At 45.2% G+C, this 16,625-nt stretch carries 13 protein-coding genes and 4 tRNA genes; 10 read left to right on the forward strand and 7 right to left on the reverse strand.

The window, feature by feature from the left end; all coding sequences use genetic code 11:
- Positions 1–4 precede the first annotated feature (4 nt).
- The 3 genes from mnmC to ADP71_RS04130 all read right to left on the reverse strand — a co-directional run bounded on the left by mnmC (position 5) and on the right by ADP71_RS04130 (position 4,297).
- Entirely contained in the window at positions 5–1,237 is a 1,233-nt protein-coding gene (mnmC, locus tag ADP71_RS04120) for an FAD-dependent 5-carboxymethylaminomethyl-2-thiouridine(34) oxidoreductase MnmC (RefSeq protein WP_104931563.1), read from the reverse strand.
- On the reverse strand, positions 1,234–3,345 hold the full coding sequence (locus tag ADP71_RS04125; RefSeq protein ID WP_019958449.1) for an AsmA family protein: 2,112 nt from the start codon (positions 3,343–3,345) through the stop codon (positions 1,234–1,236). Before ADP71_RS04125 ends, mnmC begins: the two co-directional genes overlap by 4 nt.
- Before the next feature lie 91 nt (positions 3,346–3,436).
- Positions 3,437–4,297, reverse strand: a complete 861-nt coding sequence (locus tag ADP71_RS04130; RefSeq protein ID WP_019958450.1) for a phosphoribosylaminoimidazolesuccinocarboxamide synthase — start codon at positions 4,295–4,297, stop codon at positions 3,437–3,439.
- Here ADP71_RS04130 and ADP71_RS04135 point away from each other — a divergent pair.
- The 5 genes from ADP71_RS04135 to ADP71_RS04155 all read left to right on the forward strand — a co-directional run bounded on the left by ADP71_RS04135 (position 4,296) and on the right by ADP71_RS04155 (position 7,543).
- On the forward strand, positions 4,296–4,487 hold the full coding sequence (locus ADP71_RS04135) for a hypothetical protein (RefSeq protein WP_104931567.1): 192 nt from the start codon (positions 4,296–4,298) through the stop codon (positions 4,485–4,487). The genes ADP71_RS04130 and ADP71_RS04135 overlap by 2 nt on opposite strands.
- The gene (gene thiL, locus ADP71_RS04140) at positions 4,484–5,437 is read left to right on the forward strand and encodes a thiamine-phosphate kinase (RefSeq protein ID WP_019958452.1); all 954 of its coding nucleotides are present in this window, start codon (positions 4,484–4,486) and stop codon (positions 5,435–5,437) included. Before ADP71_RS04135 ends, thiL begins: the two co-directional genes overlap by 4 nt.
- Positions 5,421–5,924: a phosphatidylglycerophosphatase A family protein gene (locus ADP71_RS04145; protein WP_019958453.1), complete on the forward strand. Its 504-nt coding sequence runs from the start codon at positions 5,421–5,423 to the stop codon at positions 5,922–5,924. Before thiL ends, ADP71_RS04145 begins: the two co-directional genes overlap by 17 nt.
- Positions 5,925–5,929: 5 nt before the next feature.
- A complete protein-coding gene (gene apaG, locus ADP71_RS04150) occupies positions 5,930–6,301 on the forward strand; it encodes a Co2+/Mg2+ efflux protein ApaG (protein WP_026353565.1) in 372 nt (123 codons plus the stop codon).
- Between the two features lie 81 nt (positions 6,302–6,382).
- Positions 6,383–7,543, forward strand: coding sequence for an MFS transporter (locus tag ADP71_RS04155; protein ID WP_171460916.1), 1,161 nt, complete (start codon positions 6,383–6,385; stop codon positions 7,541–7,543).
- 117 nt (positions 7,544–7,660) lie between these two features.
- On the opposite strand, the gene ADP71_RS04160 is transcribed toward ADP71_RS04155, so the two are convergent.
- Positions 7,661–9,568, reverse strand: a complete 1,908-nt coding sequence (locus ADP71_RS04160; RefSeq protein WP_104931569.1) for an aminotransferase class I/II-fold pyridoxal phosphate-dependent enzyme — start codon at positions 9,566–9,568, stop codon at positions 7,661–7,663.
- Between the two features lie 161 nt (positions 9,569–9,729).
- Between ADP71_RS04160 and ADP71_RS04165 the strand changes: the two genes are divergently transcribed.
- The 4 genes from ADP71_RS04165 (at position 9,730) to ADP71_RS04180 (ending at position 10,146) form a co-directional block, all read left to right on the forward strand.
- Positions 9,730–9,805: transfer RNA gene (locus ADP71_RS04165), tRNA-Thr, on the forward strand.
- 39 nt (positions 9,806–9,844) lie between these two features.
- A tRNA-Thr gene (locus ADP71_RS04170) sits at positions 9,845–9,920 on the forward strand.
- A gap of 37 nt (positions 9,921–9,957) precedes the next feature.
- Positions 9,958–10,033, forward strand: a tRNA-Thr gene (locus tag ADP71_RS04175).
- 37 nt (positions 10,034–10,070) lie between these two features.
- Positions 10,071–10,146, forward strand: a tRNA-Thr gene (locus ADP71_RS04180).
- Between the two features lie 85 nt (positions 10,147–10,231).
- On the opposite strand, the gene ADP71_RS04185 is transcribed toward ADP71_RS04180, so the two are convergent.
- The gene (locus tag ADP71_RS04185) at positions 10,232–10,636 is read right to left on the reverse strand and encodes a hypothetical protein (RefSeq protein ID WP_019958457.1); all 405 of its coding nucleotides are present in this window, start codon (positions 10,634–10,636) and stop codon (positions 10,232–10,234) included.
- Positions 10,637–10,881: 245 nt separating this feature from the next.
- On the opposite strand from ADP71_RS04185, the gene ADP71_RS04190 reads away from it, so the two are divergent.
- Positions 10,882–11,748, forward strand: coding sequence for a chorismate mutase (locus ADP71_RS04190; protein WP_104931570.1), 867 nt, complete (start codon positions 10,882–10,884; stop codon positions 11,746–11,748).
- Between the two features lie 71 nt (positions 11,749–11,819).
- Here ADP71_RS04190 and ADP71_RS04195 read toward each other — a convergent pair whose 3' ends face one another.
- On the reverse strand, positions 11,820–13,292 hold the full coding sequence (locus ADP71_RS04195) for an efflux transporter outer membrane subunit (RefSeq protein WP_104931571.1): 1,473 nt from the start codon (positions 13,290–13,292) through the stop codon (positions 11,820–11,822).
- Complete coding sequence (locus ADP71_RS04200) at positions 13,285–16,620, reverse strand: efflux RND transporter permease subunit (RefSeq protein ID WP_171460917.1); 3,336 nt, start codon at positions 16,618–16,620, stop codon at positions 13,285–13,287. The genes ADP71_RS04195 and ADP71_RS04200 overlap by 8 nt, the downstream gene beginning before the upstream one ends.
- Positions 16,621–16,625: the final 5 nt, after the last annotated feature.

Genomic DNA, 16,625 nt, shown 5'->3' on the forward strand with positions numbered 1-16,625 from the left:
AGCTTTAAAATGCGGATTGACCGTAAATCAGTTGGCGGATGGGCAAGCGATTAGGGTGTAAAGCGTCCTGTAAAGGCTGAGGTAAAATATCGGTTTCTTGACACAAACGTCGAGCCAAGCTTTCCGCACAGATAGGAGCAGTCACCATGCCACGGGTACCGTGAGCAGTATTTATCCATAAATTGGGATAATATGGGCATTTTGCTTCAATCAAGTAGTGCTTATCTTGAGAAAGTTTTGCATAAGTGTGTTGCATGGCTCTGGCATCGCTTAGCGGACCCAAAATGGGTAAATGGTCTATGCTGTCTGCTCTAATTGAAGCGCGCCCTTGTATTTGTTGCGTTGCACAAACATCGGCTAGCTGCGGTGACAATTGTTGCAAACCATTCAAATTGTGTTGGTGTTCTGCCACACGAAACTGAATATCTTCGTCATTGAAGACAAAACTGGCACCAAAAGTATGGCGATTTTGAAAAGCAGGGGTCAAATAATGTTGGCCTGTGATGGCGTGAGGAATGTGAATAGCCGCGTGGCTGTCTGCATAAGCCACTTGCCCACGAATGCGGCGTAAGTTTAAACATTGGGTTTGGGTAAAGACATCGCTGTGGTTGCCAGAGCAAATGATTAAATGGGAGGCTTGAAAACAGTCGTTGTTTGTATGCACTTGCCATTGCGGGTGTTGCCAATCAAAATGATGGACTTTTTGATGGGTGTGAACATGAATATTGGGGTGTTGTAATAAGGCTTGCACCCACAAAGGCGGGCTGACCCAAGCGCCCTGTGGCCACCACAAGCCTTGTTGCTCTTGCCATATAGATGAGCGCTGAGCGGTACAGTTTTGCCAATTCTCTATGGCGATGTAATGGCTTTGCAGCAATTTTTGCTGGTGCTGATATTCTTTGTCATCGAAAGCCCATTGGAATAAACCACAATCATCCCAAAAAGCTTTATCAGGAAAATGATGCTGTAAGTGTGACAAGGCAAAGGGGAAAGCCAAACGCAACAATTGATTTTGAGCCGTATCAGCTGCAGTGATTTTGGCATACAGTAAGCCTTGATGGTTGCCAGAAGCACCGCTGGCGGCTTCGGCTGCATCTAATACCGTGACCTCAATGCCACGTTTTGCCAAAGCATATGCCGTACTTGCACCTGCAATGCCTGCGCCAATAATGATGACATGTTTAACGGGGTTCGCAGGTGGTGGCGTGAGCCATGTTTTGATGACAGGACGGCTCATGGTTTTTCAGGGAGCTTGAATTCCGGCATTTGCCACAATTGCCATTGCTTGCGTAGTGCATTGCGCACTGCATTGGATTTGTCTGTGGAGTTGGTCAAGCCTTGAGTCAAACCTTGATAGTCCAAAGCAAAATTAGGCTGTTGAATTGGTCCGCTGATGCGCACTGGTAATTTGCTGCCCAATACATCTTGACCTAGTTTGAGCTGGTAATCCAATTTATTATTAGGCAAATGGTATTTGCCGCTACCTTGTAGCTGCAAACCCATAGGTAGATTTAAATCCACCGTTTTGGTATAAAACACGCCGTCGGCAATCAAGCTTTGAGATTTGAATACGTCAAATGTGGTGTGCGCTTGATCGTCTAAAGTCAATTGCATGTTTGGATTGCCATCGACCTGTAAAAAATTGTCCAATGCGATGCCTTGAAACATACCATCTTTGATATCAAAGCGTAAATCACCATTGAGCTGGCTTTGTATGTCATCCCAATGTGCCCCGCTGGTTTGCAGATTGACGCTTAAATTGCCTGTGCCGCTTAAACGAGAATAATCGCGCCAATGTTGCAACCATGGTTGGATTTGCATTTGTTGCACATCCATTTGCAATTGATTAGGTGTTTTGACATCACGTGGAATCAGTAAAGACGCATTTAAGTGACCACCATAAGCATTAGCTTGTACTTGGGTGAGGGACAATAAATCTCGATTCAAAGCCAGTTTGGCGGTAACATTGCTTAATTGCATTTGGTTGCTGCGCAAATTGGCAATGTCTAGGTTGCCATTAAGCTGCCATTGCTCGGGTAAGTTTGCCCAAGTTTGTACCCATTGTTGTACTTGCTGCTCCATTTTTTGGAGGCTTTTGCTTGGATTGTCTATTAAATTAAAATCAGAGCGGGTATCGAACCAATCTTGGTAACGATCTAATTCCAATTGTTGGGCAAGTACATTTAATTGCCATTTTTCAGGTGACTCTCCAAGCAAATCAATTTGCACTGCATCATTGTCCATTTGACCTTTCCATTGCAATTGCCATTGATCATGGATATTGCCTGAAACATTGAGCAGGCCTTCTGTGCGGAACAAACCACTATTGGTCAAATTGGCATCGGATTGGCGACTGCTGATATGCCAATTGTCTAGACTAAATGCGCCGCTGTTGTGCGCACTTATGTGCCCCGCTGCTTTGATAGAAAAAGTGTCTTCTGCATGCTTGAGCAAAATGTCGATGCTACTGCCATCGTTTTTAAAGTGACGGCTGCTCAACTCCGTGGGGTTGAGTTTGATGGTCGCAGTGGCCAAGGTATTGTGACTTTGTTGCCATTGTAATACGCCGTTGGTCTGATTGACATACCAAATTTTTTGCCAATAGGCTTGTGGTATGCTCAATTGTGCCGTGAAAGTATTGTTGGCATCTTGACCTTTGATTTGGATGTTTTGGAACTCATTGCGGTGCTCTAACCACTTGTGTTCAAACTGACCTGTGGCCAGCCATGTCACTGCTCCAATGTGGGGCAATTGGTTGTCTAATTGAATGCGCACATTGTTGCTTTTGAAACCTGTGGCGGTTTTTTGCAACTGTCCTTGCAAATTCACATGCTGTTTTCCGAGCAAGTTACTGTTCCAATTAAACCCTAAATGCAGCTGGCTGTTGGTGTTCTGCCAATCTTGCACCGAAGCATTGATGTTGTGTAAATGGTATTGATGTTCTGTTTCTTGTACTTTTAAGATGCCATCTACAATATTCAAATCATTGAAAATTTGTGCACTTTGAGGCGATTGATAAAAATCATCCATGTCCCAGCTGTTGTTAGGCAGTCTGGTTAAAGTCAGTTGGGGTTGCAATACATGAAAGCTTTGGATATGAGGGTGACCGAGCAGACTGCGCCACGCCAAATGGATATCTAATTGCTTGATGTGTAGTTGCGTGTTGTGAGAATCAGGATAGGTAATGTTGATGTTGTTTAAAGTCACGCTCGGGTAAGGCAACCAACCTTTGTTGCTGATGCTGCCAATGTGGACAGTACGTCCAGTTGGCATGGCTTTTTGCAAAGAGGTACGAATACGCTCATCGCTGAGGCCCCAAATGGAAATAGCATAACCGATGGACATAATAATAACCCATGCAAGGCTACACCAAAAAACCAATTGGAGCCAAAATTTACCCGAGTGTAACTTCTTAATCATGCGAGCTGCGAAAGGCTTACTTGGTTAACAAGTGCAAAGCTTCTTCGTATTTGGCAACCGTTTTGGCAATCACATCAGCAGGCACTTGTGGTGCGGGTGCTTGTTTGTTCCAACCCGATGCTTCCAACCAGTCGCGTACAAATTGTTTGTCAAAAGAAGGAGGATTGGTGCCAACTGCATATTCATCTGCTGGCCAAAAACGGCTAGAATCAGGCGTCAAAACCTCATCCATCAAGACCAACGTACCGTTTTCATCAGTACCAAACTCAAATTTGGTATCGCAAATGATGATGCCGCGAGTGGCTGCATAATCAGCGGCTTTTTTGTACAAGGCAATCGCTTTTTCTTTCACTTCATTGGCCAAATCTGCACCAATGATTTGTGCAGCTTCGTCAAACGAAATGTTTTCGTCATGTTCGCCTACCGCCGCTTTGGTAGAAGGGGTGAACACCACTTCTGGCAATTGTTGCGCTTGTTGCAAGCCTGCTGGCAAATCGATGCCGCACAATTTGCCTGTTTGTTGGTAATCTTTCCAGCCGCTGCCTGTCAAATAACCGCGTACAATTGCTTCGATTTTGATAGGGGTCAATTTTTTGACCACCACAGCACGCTTATCCAATACACGAGCTTGTTCTTCAGGCAAAACGTCGTATACAGTTTGTCCGATGAATTGGTTAGGCATGATGTCTTTTAAGTAATCAAACCAAAAATTAGAAATTTGGGTCAAAATTTCACCTTTGGTTGGAATTGGGTCATCTAAAATCACATCAAAAGCCGATAAACGGTCTGTAGCGACCATCAACATACGTTGATCGTCGATAGCATATAAGTCACGAACCTTACCGGAATAAATTTTTTCTAAGTCAATGGCGCTCATGGTGGTCTCTTTACCAAGCTTTGTCATACAAAAAGGAGCCGAGATTATAGCCCTTTTTGCAGGTTTAGCGTGGGAATGCAGTACAATGTTTACCAAAGCTGACATTTATATGGCATATTTTACTTTTAAAAACAAGCACTTTCCTGTTTTTGTGGCAGGTTTGTTAGCAAGAATTTTAGGTGGCAAATGAAAGAATTTGATTTTATTAAGCAGTATTTGGTGAACCGTCAAAGTCAAGATGGGCAGTTGGTGTTGGGAATTGGTGATGATGCCGCCATTATTCGCCCTGATACGAGCCATGATATTCATATCAGCAGTGACATGTTAATTGGCGGTCGCCACTTTTTTACCGATGTCAGTGCAGCGGATTTGGCGTACAAAGTTTTGGCGGTGAATTTGTCTGACATGGCTGCCATGGGCGCAACGCCTAAATGGGCTTTGCTGAGCGTTGCAGTGCCGCAATTGCAAGAAGATTGGGTGCAAGATTTTTGCGACAGTTTGTTTGCTTTGGCAGACGAATATGGTGTGAATATCATTGGCGGTGATACCACGCAAGGGCCGTGGGCATTCAATGTCACCATTATGGGACAAACGCCTCAAGGCTTGGGCTTGCGTCGTGATGCGGCGCAAGTAGGTGATGATATTTGGGTTACAGGACGCTTAGGGTTGGCTTGCGCGGCTTTGTTTGATCATTGGCAAGAGGTGCAATTGGATATGGATGTGTTTGCTGAATGTGAAGCGGCTCGTTTGCGTCCGCGTCCGCGCGTGGCTTTGGGACAACACCTAGTGTCTTTGGCGCATGCGGCACAAGATGTTTCTGATGGCTTTGCGCAAGATTTGGCGCACATTTTGAAAGCTTCTGGTGTCGGAGCCGTTATCAATGTCGATGCTTTGCCAACTTTGCCTGCATTAAAACACCACGAACAATGGCAACATTGGGTGTGTGCCGGTGGAGATGATTATGAATTGGTGTTTACTGCACCGAAGCATCAACGCCAAGCGATTTTACAGGCCGCTCAAACCACACAAACAGCGGTTTCTTTGGTAGGTGTCATTACTGAGCAGACTGATTTGATGTTGTTAGACTCAGACGGTGAAGCAGTGACATTAGAACAATGGGGGTTTGATCATTTTGAATAATCCAATCAAACCCACTTTGGCATGGTTATTAGAAAAACCCATTTGTTTTTTAGGTTTTGGTTTTGGCTCAGGCTTGGCGCCTGTGGCACCGGGAACATTTGGTACCTTGCCTGCTCTACCTATTGCAGCGTTGTTATTGGTCTTGGGCTTAGGACCATGGGGTTTAACCATTTTATCGGTGTTGTTGTTTTTTGTCGGTATTGGCATTTGTGATTACACCGAAAAAGCCCTCGGTACCCAAGATTATGGTGGCATTGTTTGGGATGAAATTGTGGCCATGATGTTGGTTTTAGCATGGACACCCACAGGTTTTTGGTGGTGGGTCTTGGCATTTGCCTTATTTCGTTTTTTTGATGCAGTCAAGCCTTGGCCCATTCGATTTTTTGATGCCAAAGTGCATGGTGGGTTTGGCATCATGTTAGATGATGTGATTGCAGCTGGCTTTGCTTTGGTGGTTTTGGCAATCATACGGTGGATATTAGGATGAAACACATGGTGAGCGAAATTATGGTGGTGGTGGAACCACGTTTTTTGCCAGAATACAGTGACATGGTGCACGATGAATACGTGTTTGCATACCATATTGTGATTGAAAATCGAGGCTATGAAACGGTGACGCTAAAACGCCGTTTTTGGCGCATTACCGATGCCATGGGTCGTATCGATGAAATAGAAGGAGAAGGTGTGGTTGGTGAAACACCGACTTTGGCGCCAGACGACGAATTTGATTACACCAGCAGCGCCCGTTTGCACACGCCTTGGGGTGAAATGATTGGACATTATGAATTTGAAACTGCCAGCGGTGAGCGGTTTCAAGTGCCGATTCCACGCTTTACTTTGAGTGCCAATGTGACTTTGCAATAACTGTTTATTTTTTATTGTTAATTTTGAAATAATCTACTCAATGTGAGACAATGAAGACTGTTTACTTGACGGCTATTCATTGTGTTGAAAAAATCTTGGCTCAGTTTGGACATGGTGGCATTGTTTGCCAGCGTGTCCATTGTTGGTTTGAGCACTGGCTTGACCATTCCCCTTGTGACTTTGTTATTGAATCAAAAAGGCTTGGCCTCTGATTGGCTTGGTATTGCTGCGGCGATGCCAGCTATTGGCATGTTGTTGGCATCTTTAATCAGCCACCGCTTGGCCAAAAAAGTGTCTAACAAAATCTTATTGCTTTGTGCCTCAGGCATGAGTGCCATCAGTATTTTGGCTTTGGGTTTTACCGATTCATTAACATGGTTATTGGCATGGCGCTTTGTGATGGGTTTTGGTTGTGGCTTGTTGGTGGTTTTGGGTGAGACGTGGGTGAATGTGATTTCCACGCCAAGATGGCGTGGCCGTGTGGTCGCTGCTTATGCCACGATGTATACCATTTGCCAAGTGGCAGGACCCAGCATCTTAGCATGGTTTGGCTCAAATGCTGTTTGGCCTATTTGGATTGCGTTTGCGCTCAATGCAATGGGTTTTGCTTTGTTGTTACCGTCCAAATGTGATATGAATTTGGATACCGATTCTCATCACAGTTTGTCGCCATGGAAAGTCATTGCGTATGTGCCTGCGATTATTTTAGCTATTTTTACGTTTGCCTTTTTTGATACGGCGATGTTGGCTTTGCTGCCGCTATATGGCTTGCAATATGGCTTGAGTGAGCAAATCGCTGTTTTGGCTGTGAGTGTGTTGTTTATTGGCGATGCGGTGTTTCAAATGCCGTTGGGATGGCTAGCAGACAAATTGGGTGCTGCACGGGTTCATGTGGGCAGCGCCGCAGTATTTGTCGTGAGCTTATTGTGTTTGCCTTGGGTGATGGGCAGTGGGTTGTTGTGGGTGATGTTGGTCATTATGGGTGCGAGTGCTGGCGGTTTGTATACTTTGGGCTTGATTCGTGTGGGCGGTCATTTTCAAGGACAGGATTTAATTGCTGCCAATGCCGCTATTGGTATCGTGTGGGGCATAGGCAGTTTGGCAGGACCATTGCTTAGCAATGCGTTGATGGGTGCTGTGGGCAGCAATGGTTTGTTATATGGCTTGGTGGCGTTGACGTTGGGCTTTTTGTGGTGCAGCCGTTTGCCGCAAAGCAAAGCGATTGCTTTACAAGAGGTATGATGTTGTAAGCGCTGTATTCAATTGACTCATGGTTTATTGATTGTTTAGCCGCAATGAAGAGTATAAAGCGTCCTGTAAATATTTACAGGACGCTTTTAATTTATTGACAAGATGAAACTAGGTTTGTAGTGCCAGCTGTTCTGCTTCGGTCAACACACGAATGTGCGCATGTTTGCCATGACCAATCAAACCATGGGTTTCAATCGGTTTGTCTTGGCTTAAAATATTGGCCAAGTATTTGACGATTTCAGCGGTAATGATTTGTCCTGGCACCAACACGGGAATGCCCGGTGGATAAGGTACGATTTGATCGCAACAGACTTTGCCTATCAATTGTTGGTGGGCTTTTTTGTCTTTGATTAAGGGGAGTCGCTCACCATCACAATAAAACGCATCGCGTGGCAAACATGCCAATTGTGAAAAATGCGGCACTTGTAAATCCCATTTTTGCCATTTCTTTTTGAGTTTTTTCTTTTTAGGAGCTTCTTGTGCCAATGTATTCAAAGCATGAATCAGGCGCATGGTTTTTTCAGCAGTGGTGCCGATAGTGACCAATAAACTGATGGTGGCAAACGTGGATTTTTCCACTTGAATGTGAAAACGCTCAAACAAAATGTCTTGTATTTGGTCGCCACTGTAACCACTTAAGCGGGTGTCAATGGTGATTTTGGTGGGGTCTAGACGAATGCCGTCTTGGGTTAAAGATTCAGGCAACAAATCTTCCAATTGCAAGACCCGAAAAACGCCTGTTTGATTGATGCGTTCGTGCAAAACTTGCACCAATTGCAAAGCGCGCGATAATAGGCCGTAGCCTTCCATCACCATTTGCTGACGAGCGACGTCGAGGCTGGCCAAAATGCTGTATTGCGGGCTGGTTGAGGCGTGCATATTGAAGGTTTCACGCAGCAAATGTGGGTCAAAATCAGGGTCATTGACATGTACCATACTCGCTTGCGAAAAAGCAGACATGGTTTTATGGGTCGATTGGGTCACATAATCGGCACCACATTCCAAAGCCGTTGGTCTAAAAGTAGGGTGGAAACGGGCAAAGCCATACCAAGCTTCATCGATGATGACTTTGATACCGCGTGCATGAGCGGCCTGTATGATGGGTTGTAAGTCGTAACACAAGCCATCGTAAGTTGAGCTGGTCAAAATCAAAGCTTTGGCATTGGGATGTGTTTGGATGGCTTGTAAAATCGATTGCAATGGCACTGGAGCAAACAATCCCAAGGCATTGTTGATGGCACTGTCTAAATAGACCGGTTTGGCACCTGATAAAATCACGCCATGGTGCACAGATTTGTGACAATTGCGATCGAGTAGCAACACGTTACCCGGTGTGAGCAAGCTTTGTAAAATCACTTTGTTGGCAGTAGATGAGCCATTGGTGGCAAAATAAGTGTGTTGGGCACCAAATGCTTGTGCTGCCAAATCTTGCGCTTCTTGTATTACGCCTTCAGGATGCAATAAAGAATCCAATGCCAAAACCGAAACTGACAAATCCGCTTGCCACATCGATTGTCCGACAAAATGGTAAAAATCGCTGCCCCAAGCCGATTGGCGTAAAGAATCGCCATTGGAGTGACCGGGGGTATGCCATGAGTCGGCGTGTTTGGATAAATAAGATTTCAGTGCAGAGAAAAATGGTGTGGCCGCTTTGGCTTGTAAATGCGAGCATACTTGGGCAAGCAGCAAATCGGTGGCATTTTTGGCGTAAGTCAATACGGGCCACAAATGAAAGCGTTCGTTTTTCTTTTGTTGGTAGTCCCATAAGAATACGGACAACTCGCTGCGCCAATTTTCAGACAAATAAGCGTCCTGTAAGCTTTGTAATTGTGCCAAAGTCAAGCTGTTGGCATCTAAAATCAAAGCTTGTAAACGTGGGTCGACCAAGGCGGTTTCCCACTCTGTGATGGCATAATTGTCAAACACCACCATCATCGGTTCGGCCAATTGCATTTGATTGGCAATATGGCTTTGTCCATTTTTACTCAATACCGCGACACTGCACAATGCACTCATGTGACACTCCTTGTAAGCGATGCTTCATTTTGCCTTATTTTAAGCAGATAAGTGAGAATTAAATTCTTTTTAAAATCACTAAATTGAAAAAAAGTTGCGATAATAAAGTGTTTCAATGCTTGTCAAAGTGTGAATAATTCTGCATAATTCAACCCTCTTTTGCCGGTATAGCTCAGTTGGTAGAGCAGTTGACTTGTAATCAAAAGGTCCCGAGTTCGACTCTTGGTGCCGGCACCAAAAGAACCCATGCTACTTAGGGTATAAATCAGTAGTAACGCCGGTATAGCTCAGTTGGTAGAGCAGTTGACTTGTAATCAAAAGGTCCCGAGTTCGACTCTTGGTGCCGGCACCAAAAACCCATACTACTCAGGGTATAAATCAGTAGTGACGCCGGTATAGCTCAGTTGGTAGAGCAGTTGACTTGTAATCAAAAGGTCCCGAGTTCGACTCTTGGTGCCGGCACCAAAAACCCATGCTACTAAGGGTATAAACCAGTAGTGACGCCGGTATAGCTCAGTTGGTAGAGCAGTTGACTTGTAATCAAAAGGTCCCGAGTTCGACTCTTGGTGCCGGCACCAAATAATAAAAAGCCCCAATCAAAAGATTGGGGCTTTTTACATGAGTGGGTTTAATGGCGCCATGGTTCAAAAATCAAACTGTCGTTTAGGGAGCCAATTCGGTGAGATTGGGAATGGCACGACGCAATGCTGTCCAACCCATGCCCAAGCTGGTGCGTTGGGTGGTGATGAGAATGGCTAGAATATCGGGTTTGTCAGGTAAAATAGCCATGAAATGGAACGTACCATCCGTTGTCATTTGGATTTCTTTAATGGCATTGTTGGCAGGCTTTTTGCGCTGATCGCTTAACATGGCTTCAACGGTTTTGACGGTTTTACCTCGAAACATGTCTACCGCAGCAGAAGATACGGCATCCAAATAACTTTGGTCAAAATGTGGCACTTGGTGGTATACCGATAATGGCAAGCCTGTAGACAAATCTACAACAGCCATGGCAATAGTGCCCTGAACTTCGTTATAAATATCTTGGCAGATTTGATTCAAACTCATAAGAACTCCTTTGTAGAGAGGTTGTTGCCTGAGATGTAACGGTTGGGTGGACGACTGTCACTGGTTTGAATTCAACAATCTTTCATGGGATATTAAGCCCAATAGATTTTTAATGATTTGATTTGGATTTATGATTGTAGACTATATCTTATTTGTCATGGTGATTTTTCAGTTCATTGGCATATCTTTAATCCAAAAACTGATTGTTGGTATATGATAAAGGTTCCCGTTTTAAGAGAAAAAATATGATTATTGTGATGCAGCCACAAGCTGCTGCTGAAGCCATTGAGCAAGTGGTTCAATATTTGCATAAGGCTGGTTTGCGTGAACACATTTCTGTGGGTGCGGAGCGTGTGATCATTGGAGCGGTGGGCGATGAGCGTGTTTTGGATGCGCGCGTGTTAGAGCAATTGCCACAAGTAGAGCGTGCGGTGCGCATTGTCCATGACTGGCGCATCATCAGCCGTGAAGCACAGCCCAATGACAGTGTGTATGTGAGTTTTGGTGTGTTTTTGGGGCAAGAGTTGTTGAATTTGGACATCAAGCGTCCTGAAAACAGTGCTGTGGCATATTTAGACCCATTTTATATCCCTCACAGTCCTTATCAAGCACAGACCACGATTTCTGAAACGCAATTGAGTCGACAATTGGTAGAGCAAGTGGCATCTTGGCATCAGCAGTACAAGCCTGTGATGGTGCGTGTGCGTGATTTGCGCCAATTGGATGATGTGTTGGCAGCGCAAGCTGACATGATTTATGTTGGTGGCGAATGGCTAGAGAGCCGTGTGATGCAGCAAGAAATAGGCCGTTTGAATGTGCCAGTGGTGGTGTGCAAAGACAAGCACCATACTTTGGAACAATGGTTGGTGGCGGCAGAACGTGTGGCGATGCATGGCAATCATCAATTGATTTTGGGGGAAGCTGGGACTTTGAATATTCAAGCCAAACAGTCTTACCGTTTGGATATTGAAGCCATTGCGCAAGCGGTCAAATATACCCATTTGCCTGTGTTGGCGAATGTCACTCGATTGGGCTATGGCGTTTTAAGCCAAGCGCAGTTGGGACAATTGGCGGCAGTCGCAGGCGCTAAAATCGTGTTACAGGACGCTTAAATCCGCTATTTTGATGGCGCAGATGCAAAAATGCCACCTTTTAAAGGGTGGCATTTGTCATGACAAAAACATTATGGTTGGCTGTTTTGTATCGTAGGCACTTGACCGTCGCTATACGCTTTCAGGCCGCCTCCTAAGGTGCGATACAAATCTACATGGCTGTTGAGCCATTGTTGTTGCACTGCCAATAAGTTCATTTGTGCAGCATAGCTTTGGCGTTGTGAATCTAATAGTGCCAAAGAATCGGTAATGCCTCGGTCGTGACGCATTTGCATTAAGCGGTTGCGATCGACTTCAGCGGCAGTGCTTTTGCTTTGAGACGCATATTGCGCTTTCAGTGTTGCATTGGCTGCCAAAACATCCGAAACATCTTGAAACGCATTTTGCACCGCTTTTTCATAATTGACGATGCTGATTTCTTTGCGCACTTTCACCAAATCCAAACCTGCTTTGGTCGCACCCCAGTTGAAAATTGGCCAACTGATTTGTGGCATGAATGACCAAGTTCGGTTCGGTCCTGTGAACAAACCGTCCAAAGATGTGCTGCCTGAACCTATGCTGCCTGTCAGACTAATGGATGGGAAAAATGCCGCTCGCGCTGCGCCAATATCGGCATTGGCAGACTTCAATTGGTATTCTGCTTGGCGAATATCAGGACGATACAGCAACATTTCCGAAGGCAAACTAGCAGGCAAACTGTCGTAAGCAAACTGCTGCGTCAAGTTGCTGGCAGCTGCCAACTGGCTAGGGTAATTGCCGCCGACCAAAGTCACCAAAGCATTGCGTGCTTGTTCTCGTGCGCGCAGTTGTGCTTGGTAATCGGCTTTGGCAGACTCAACCAAGGTTTCTGCTTGGCGCAAATCAATTTTAGATGACACACCATGTTGATAACGCAGCGAAGCCAAACGCAAACTTTTCTCGCGGCTTTCCATCACGCCTTGCGATACTTTCATGGCTTCATTGGCAAAGCGTTCAGCATAATAGGCTTTGGCGACGGTGGCTACCAAGCTGATTTGTGCCGCATCACGCGCTTCACGACTAGAGAAATATTGATTCAAAGCCGAATCGCTCAAGCTTTTGATTTTGCCCCATAAGTCCAATTCAAACGACGCAACACCCAAGCCCACACTGTAACTTTGGCTAATGGCATCGCTGTTTTGACCGCGCAAGTCGGCAGCAGAACGTGAACGGTTTTTGCTGCCATTGACATTCAAGCCAGGGAAACGCTCTGAGTTTTGAATACGAAACTGTTTTTCAACCGATTCAACATTCAAAGCTGCCAGACGTAAATCTTTGTTGTTTTCCAACGCTAGGCCAATTAATTGCTTCAGCTGAGCATCGGTAAAATACGCTTGCCAACCCAAATCATAAGCACGAATTTGGGCATGGTTGGTATTGTTGTAACGGAACTGTGCGTCTTCTGAGAAAACTTCAGGCTGTTGGTATTTTGGTGCCATGCTACAAGCTGACAATACCATCGCAGCAGCGATGGTGATTGTCAAACCAGACAATTTGGCACCAATGGTTTTGCGACCATTAGTCATGTTTGTCCTCGTTTTCTTTTGCTTTGTTTTTACGGTATTCTGCCCACAACTCGGTTTTGATTTCTTGTTTCAAGGCATTGCGATCTTCTTCACTCAAAGAGGCTTCCACTTTGTTGACATAATGGTCACACATCTCTTGATCGACACCAGCTGCATTGGCATGTGCCATGTCGCGTTCTTGTTGGCGGCTAGATTGCTTGAACAAACTGCGCACTACCAAATAAAACACAGGTACAAATAAAACTGACAAAACTGTACCAATGGTCATGCCCCAGAATACGCCTGTACCGATGGCACGTTGGCTCGCTGAGCTGGCACCTGAAGCAAAGAACAAAGGTACCACACCTAAGATAAAGGCAAACGATGTCATCAAGATAGGGCGGAAACGCAAATGGGCGGCTGCCAATGCAGCTTGTGCCGCACTCTTGCCTTGTGCTTGCAAGTCTTTGGCAAACTCAATAATCAAGATGGCATTTTTCGCCGACAAGCCAATTACGGTAATCAAAGCGACCTGAAAATACACGTCATTGTTGAATGAGTAAATAGAGCTTGCTGATGTCATACCACGACCCCAAACACCTAAAACCGTACCCAATAAGCCCAAAGGTACCACCAAAATCACGGCTAAAGGAATGCTCCAACTTTCGTATAAAGCCGCCAAACACAAGAAAATGGCCAAGATAGAGAAAGCATACAAATACACGGCTTGATTGCCCGCGGCTTTTTCTTCTTTAGAAGCACCTGTCCATTCATAACCGAAACCAGTACCCAAGTCTGAAGCCAAACGTTCCATTTCTGCCATGGCTTCACCAGTACTGTAACCGACTGCAGGTTCACCTGTGATTTTCATCGCAGGATAACCATTGTATTGCACCACTTGCATTGCACCTGAAATCCAGTTGGCAGTCGCAAAAGTAGACAAAGGTACGGCAACACCTTGGTTGTTGATGACACTGATGGCCAAAATGTCTTCAGGCTGCATACGCGAATCAGGTTTGGCTTGTACGACCACACGCTGCATACGACCTTGGTTAGGGAAGTCATTGGCATACGTTGAGCCGATTGCTGTTGAAAGAGCAGCATTGATGTTGGCAAAAGGCACACCTTGAGCATTGGCAGCATCACGGTCGATGTCGATACGCAATTGAGGGGCATCTTCTAAGCCTTCAGCACGAAGCGACTGAGGATTGAAAACAGGGCTTTGACGTGCTGCCATCAACAATTTGTTGCGAGCTTCTACCAATGCCAAATGACCATGACTACCACGGTCTTGTAAACGGAAGCTAAAACCGTTACCTGTGCCTAAAGCTGGAATGGCAGGCAAGGTTAAGGCAATCACCACACCGTCTTTGACTTGTTGCATCATAGTGCCAGTGATTTTGCCTGCAATCGAATTGGCATCTTGGCCTGGCGCTGAACGCTCGGACCAGTCCGTTAAAGTCAAGAAACTCATACCCATATTCTGACCTTGACCTGCAAAGCTAAAGCCTGCTACTGTCACGGTTTCAGCAACTTCGGGTAAATTCATGACGAAGTTTTCGTAAGTCTTGACTGTTTCCATGGTTCGATCAGTCGTAGCACCTGGTGGCAATTGGATGATACTCAAAGCCACCCCTTGGTCTTCTGTGGGTAAGAAACCAGTCGGAATGCGTGCTAATACGAACAAAGATACGCCAATTAAAGCGGCATAAATCACCAACATGCGGCCTGAACGGCGCAATAACTTACCGACAAAACCTTCATAACGCTTGGCATTGATGTCAAATTTTTGGTTAAACCAATTGAAAAATTTGCCAAAAAAGCCTTTTTTAACATGGTGGTCTGGGTCAACTGGTTTTAATAAAGTAGCGCACAAAGCAGGTGTCAAAGACAAAGCTAAGAATGCTGAGAAAACAATTGAAACTGCCATCACCAATGAAAATTGACGGTAAATATTACCTGTAATACCTGTGAAAAATGCCATCGGAATGAATACCGATACCAAAACCACGGTAATACCTACCACTGCGCCTTGGATTTGACCCATGGCTTTTTTGGTGGCATCTAATGGTGATAAATGCTCTTCTGCCATGATGCGCTCGACGTTTTCGACCACAACAATGGCATCATCGACCACAATACCAATGACTAAAACCATTGCAAACATGCTTAAAACGTTGATAGACATGCCAGCATATTGCATGATGGCAAAAGCACCCAGCAAGGCAATCGGCACAACAAGAGTCGGAATCAAGGTATAGCGGATATTTTGTAAGAAAATGAACATCACGATGAATACCAAAATCATGGCTTCAATCAAGGTATGTATCACTTTTTCAATCGAGATACCGACGAATAAAGAGCTGTCGTAAGGCACTTTCCATTGCACACCTTCTGGGAAGAATGGCGCCAGTTCATCCATTTTGGCACGGATGGCATCAGATGTGGCCACAGCATTGCCTGAAGGGGATAATTGAATACCAATACCTGCCGCAGGTTTGCCATTCAATCGTGCTTCAGTACTGTAGTCTTGTTGACCCAACTCGACTTTCGCGACATCTTTCAAGCGTACAGTAGAACCATTGCTGTTGGCGCGTAAAACAATGTTTTCAAATGCTTCTACTGTGCTCAATTGACCTGGAACAGTAATGGTGGCACTGATGGTTTGGTTGTTACCTGATGGTTTATCGCCCAAAGTGCCTGGTGCTACTTGGGCATTTTGAGAGCGAATCGCAGCATTGACTTCGTTAATCGACAGATTTAAGCCTTGAAGTTTGGCTGGATCAATCCAAACACGCATTGCCCGCTCTGAACCAAACACTTGTACGTTGCCGACACCTTCAATCCGTTGCAATTCAGGTTGTACGTTACGTGCAATATAGTCTAGCGTGTCGCTCACGGGGGTTTTGCCGCTTTCGTCATACAACATTAAGAACATCAAGAAGTTAGATGTTGATTTGCTGACGGTAACACCGACTTGTTTGACCGCTTCGGGTAGACGTGATTCTGCTTGTGCCAAACGGTTTTGAACGTTGACTTGGGCAATGTCTTCATCGATGCCAGGTTTAAAAGTGATGGTCAAAGAACCTGTGCCATTGGATGTGGCAGAAGATTCCATATAGTCCATGCCCTCTAGACCATTCATTTGTCTTTCGATAATCGACAATACCGAGTCTTGCAAGGTTTGTGCATCAGCACCAGCGTACGCCACACTCAATTGAATGGTTGGTGGCGTGACTTGAGGGTATTGTTCAACAGGTAGGCTGCGTATGCCTAATAAACCTGCTAATACAATGAAAATGGAGACCACCCATGCAAAAATGGGGCGGTCAATAAAAAACTTAGACATGTTGA

The sequence above is a fragment of the Vitreoscilla sp. C1 genome (assembly GCF_002951955.2).
In the GTDB taxonomy this organism is placed as follows: Bacteria; Pseudomonadota; Gammaproteobacteria; order Burkholderiales; family Neisseriaceae; genus Vitreoscilla; species Vitreoscilla stercoraria.

Coding starts and splice junctions, on each gene's coding strand:
- mnmC (WP_104931563.1), bottom strand. CDS start 1,237: ATGAGCCGTCCTGTCATCAAAACATGGCTCACGCCACCACCTGCGAAC.
- ADP71_RS04125 (WP_019958449.1), bottom strand. CDS start 3,345: ATGTCCATCGGTTATGCTATTTCCATTTGGGGCCTCAGCGATGAGCGT.
- ADP71_RS04135 (WP_104931567.1), top strand. CDS start 4,296: ATGGTGGTCTCTTTACCAAGCTTTGTCATACAAAAAGGAGCCGAGATT.
- ADP71_RS04130 (WP_019958450.1), bottom strand. CDS start 4,297: ATGAGCGCCATTGACTTAGAAAAAATTTATTCCGGTAAGGTTCGTGAC.
- thiL (WP_019958452.1), top strand. CDS start 4,484: ATGAAAGAATTTGATTTTATTAAGCAGTATTTGGTGAACCGTCAAAGT.
- apaG (WP_026353565.1), top strand. CDS start 5,930: ATGGTGAGCGAAATTATGGTGGTGGTGGAACCACGTTTTTTGCCAGAA.
- ADP71_RS04160 (WP_104931569.1), bottom strand. CDS start 9,568: ATGAGTGCATTGTGCAGTGTCGCGGTATTGAGTAAAAATGGACAAAGC.
- ADP71_RS04185 (WP_019958457.1), bottom strand. CDS start 10,636: ATGAGTTTGAATCAAATCTGCCAAGATATTTATAACGAAGTTCAGGGC.
- ADP71_RS04190 (WP_104931570.1), top strand. CDS start 10,882: ATGATTATTGTGATGCAGCCACAAGCTGCTGCTGAAGCCATTGAGCAA.
- ADP71_RS04195 (WP_104931571.1), bottom strand. CDS start 13,292: ATGACTAATGGTCGCAAAACCATTGGTGCCAAATTGTCTGGTTTGACA.
- ADP71_RS04200 (WP_171460917.1), bottom strand. CDS start 16,620: ATGTCTAAGTTTTTTATTGACCGCCCCATTTTTGCATGGGTGGTCTCC.